The sequence below is a fragment of the Roseivirga sp. 4D4 genome (assembly GCF_001747095.1).
Lineage (GTDB): Bacteria > Bacteroidota > Bacteroidia > Cytophagales > Cyclobacteriaceae > Roseivirga.
This window is the reverse complement of record NZ_MDGP01000001.1, coordinates 4,545,769-4,549,353: the sequence shown is the minus strand read 5'-3', so window position 1 is coordinate 4,549,353 and position 3,585 is coordinate 4,545,769. Positions and strand designations below refer to the sequence as shown.

The window sequence follows — 3,585 nt, the reverse complement described above, 5'->3', positions numbered from 1 at the left end:
TAGATACTGAACATGAAATTGATAAGAAACATATCACTTGCTTTGATTCTGACAGTATTTGGACATGTCGGGATGGCACAACAACAGGTAATGTTCACCCAGTACATGTTTAATGGACTGGCCATTAACCCTGCCTATGCGGGTAGTCATGATAACATCACGGCTACCTTCCTGGCAAGAGAGCAGTGGGTGGGTCTTGAAGGAGCTCCTTCAAGTCAAACCTTCAGCATTCACTCACCTTTCAATGCGAGTGGTAGTGCCAATGTTGGGGCATTGCTAATCCATGATAGGATTGGTGTGACGGATCAAACAACGGCCTATCTGGCTTTTGCTTATCGAATCCGGTTCAGTGGTTCTGCTAGGTTAGCTTTCGGACTGCAAGGAGGCCTTGCCAATTACAACTCAAAATTGAGTCAAATTAGTGGTACTGACCCTGCATTCGCGCAAGGTGACATCAACATTAACCGACCGAATTTCGGTGCAGGATTGTACTTCAATACCAATCGCTTTTTTGCAGGGGTGTCTGTGCCACAGCTGGTTCGCAGTAAGTTGGATGTAAACAATAGCGACTCTGATTCGAGACTTGAGCGTCACTATTTTGGATATATGGGCTATGTATTTGACATCTCCAGGGATTTGAAATTCAAACCTAATCTTTTGATTAAGTATGTAGAAAATGCTCCAGTCGAGTTCGACATCAATGCTAACTTCCTTATTAAAGATATTATCTGGGCCGGACTGTCCTATCGTTCATTCGATTCGTTTGATGCGCTAGTTCAGGTGCAAATCTCTAAGCAATTCCAGTTTGGATATGCCTATGATTTTGCCACTACTACCGATCTTAGGCGCGTAAATGCAGGATCGCATGAGCTCATGATTCAATACAGGTTTGTATTCGGGAAGAAAAAGATCATTTCACCAAGATACTTTTAAGCAATGCTGAAGAAACACTTAAAACTCTTATTGGTATTTGCTCTGATCTTAAGTTCAGGACTAGCGCAAGCGCAAAATCGTTCGCGATTGGATGTGATGCGCGCGGGAAAACTTTTCGATGGCTTCGAATTTGTCGAAGCAGCGAAGATCTATGAAAGACTGGTAGCGAGAGATTCTAGTTTTAGCTATGCGAAACTGCAATTAGCAGAGTCGTATCGCCTGATGAACCAGCCAGAAAAAGCAGCTCTCTGGTATGCCGAAGTTGTAAACGACTCTATCTCCGACCCGATTCATAAACTCTATTATGCCCAAGCCTTAATGAGTAACGGGCAGTACGATCGTGCCCGCAGCTGGTTAGAACGTTATAATTATGAGGCTGATGACTCAACCCGAGCTAGAAATCTTATTGCTGGAATAGACAATTTTGAGGCCTTTTATCAGGACTCAGCTCGTTTTAAGATTGATACGGCAGCATTTAACTCCGAAGGCTCTGACTTTAGTCCAGTCTACTATCGCGAAGGGGTTGTGTTTAGTTCAAATCGGTCTGGCTTTAAGATAGTAAAGCGTAGGCATGGTTGGGACGACACTAACTTTTTGCAGATCTATCACTACAAACCTACGAGTGACTCCACCAGCACAGTGGACCTATTTAGTGATCTCTTGAATACCAAATATCACGAAGGGCCATTGAGCTTTTATGATGATTTCGAGAAGGTGATTTTTACCCGAAACAATTACAATGGAAAGAGAGTGGGCAAGGCCGAAGACGAAACGATCCACCTGCAACTGTACCTTTCAGAACGTGCTAGTGTCAACAGCAAATGGAGCAAACCCCAACCTTTTCCTTATAACAACAAAGAATATAGTGTGGGCCATCCAGCGATTTCTTCTGACGAAAAAACCCTGTACTTCTCCTCCGATATGCCGGGAGGGCAAGGTGGTGTGGACTTGTATATGAGCCAATTGGAAAATGGCAATTGGTCAGAGCCCGTTAATCTGGGACCAAAGATCAATACCTCGGGTGATGAAGTCTTTCCTTTTGTGAAAGACAGTGTACTCTTTTTCTCGTCTGACGGACATTACGGTGTGGGCGGGCTGGATATTTACCAGGTGGTTTTGACAGACAGCACGGAAACAGTCTACAACATGGGCATTCCCATGAACTCGCGAAAAGATGATTTCGGAATTATCCTCGGAGATTCCCTGAAAAGCGGATACTTCACCTCTAACCGAGATGGTGGTATGGGTAGTGATGATATTTACTCTTTCAGCATTGTGAAGCCACCGAAACCAGAGAATATTGCGATTAAGGGAATAGTGGTTGATCAACGTTCTGGCGCTCCATTGGGCAATGCCGATGTCTTCTTGTCCACTGATGAAGGAGATAGCATCAAAATCACCACGCAAGCCGATGGTAACTTTGAATTTGTATTGGACTGGGATAAGGACTATGACTTCACGGCTACCAAACCTGATTGGTCCGTTGGTCTGGACTCTGCTAAGACTTTTGATGATGTATTGGACAAAGAGTTTTTGACCATTCCACTTCGTGAGTTGCTGGTTGTTAAAGGAGATTTAGTGACACCAGCGGGCACCCCAGTAGACAATGCCCTAGTGACCTTCACAGAAACGACTACCGGAGAAGTGGACAGTGTGAGAACCAATGAAAATGGATTGCTCTACTTTATTGCGCAGCCAGATGCTGAATACGATGTCTTCTTACAGAAAGAAGGATATTTCAACTTCAGAACTAAGGTAGAAACGGGTTCTGAGCCTGGTGGTATTATCAAGTTCGACTTGGAAATGGATGAAATCGTGATCGGTAGAGCCATTAGAATTGAAAATATCTATTTCGACTTGAACAAGTCGGACATTCGACCGGATGCTGCCATAGAGCTCGACAAAATTGTGGCCATGATGACGGATAACCCGACCATTAAGATTGAGCTAGGCTCACATACCGATTCACGTGGTGGTGATCCTTATAACCTGGCACTCTCCGATCGCAGGGCACGGTCTTCTGCGGCTTATATCGTCTCCAGGGGTATTGCCCAAGACCGCATTGTGGGTAAGGGTTATGGCGAAACGCAATTGGTCAACCAATGCGAAGATGGTGTGGCTTGTAGCACAGAAGAACACCAGGCGAACAGACGTACCGAGTTTAAAGTGGTTTCTTATTAAGACGTGATATCCGTCTGACCGCTTCGAGCGGTCGGACGGTTTTCCAAATTCTGGATACCAAGGCTTACTCGGTAAGTGGGGGCCTCTGGTTCGCACTTGTAGTGCGGACCTATCTTAAGTCATGAATTATTACACTTCAAGTGTACTATAAGATCAGTACTCATTAAAAGTGAGCACTAGGCAGCATGTGAGGACCAGGGGGATCGGACGGCTCACTAGCCGGCCCCTTTAGTGCGAAAGCTAGTTCTTTGAAGCTTTAAGCGCCTTTAATTCTTCTGACTGCTTTTTTACTGTCTTTTCCAGTTCAATCATATACAAAGTCAACTCCTCAACCTTCTCCAGTAACTTCAACTGCATATCCCCAACATCCTGACCATTGGTTTCTACTCCCCTGGTTCGCACTTGTAGTGCGGACCTATCTTAAGTTATGAATTATTACACTTCAAGTGTAGCATAAGACCAGTACTCACC

The 3,585-nt window shown here is 44.7% G+C and carries 3 protein-coding genes; 2 read left to right on the top strand and 1 reads right to left on the bottom strand.

Annotated elements, in window-relative coordinates; translation table 11 throughout:
* Nucleotides 1-12: 12 nt before the first annotated feature.
* Both BFP97_RS20075 and BFP97_RS20070 read left to right on the top strand, forming a co-directional pair.
* Nucleotides 13-933, top strand: coding sequence for a type IX secretion system membrane protein PorP/SprF (locus BFP97_RS20075; protein WP_069844126.1), 921 nt, complete (start codon nucleotides 13-15; stop codon nucleotides 931-933).
* A gap of 3 nt (nucleotides 934-936) precedes the next feature.
* Nucleotides 937-3,114, top strand: coding sequence for an OmpA family protein (locus BFP97_RS20070; RefSeq protein ID WP_069844125.1), 2,178 nt, complete (start codon nucleotides 937-939; stop codon nucleotides 3,112-3,114).
* Between the two features lie 240 nt (nucleotides 3,115-3,354).
* On the opposite strand, the gene BFP97_RS20675 is transcribed toward BFP97_RS20070, so the two are convergent.
* Nucleotides 3,355-3,516 (bottom strand): hypothetical protein, encoded by a 162-nt coding sequence (locus BFP97_RS20675; RefSeq protein WP_317039348.1) that lies wholly within the window; start codon nucleotides 3,514-3,516, stop codon nucleotides 3,355-3,357.
* Nucleotides 3,517-3,585 lie beyond the last annotated feature (69 nt).

Excerpts from the sequence above, each read along its gene's own strand:
- BFP97_RS20075 (WP_069844126.1), top strand. The coding sequence starts at position 13 with ATGAAATTGATAAGAAACATATCACTTGCTTTGATTCTGACAGTATTT.
- BFP97_RS20070 (WP_069844125.1), top strand. The coding sequence starts at position 937 with ATGCTGAAGAAACACTTAAAACTCTTATTGGTATTTGCTCTGATCTTA.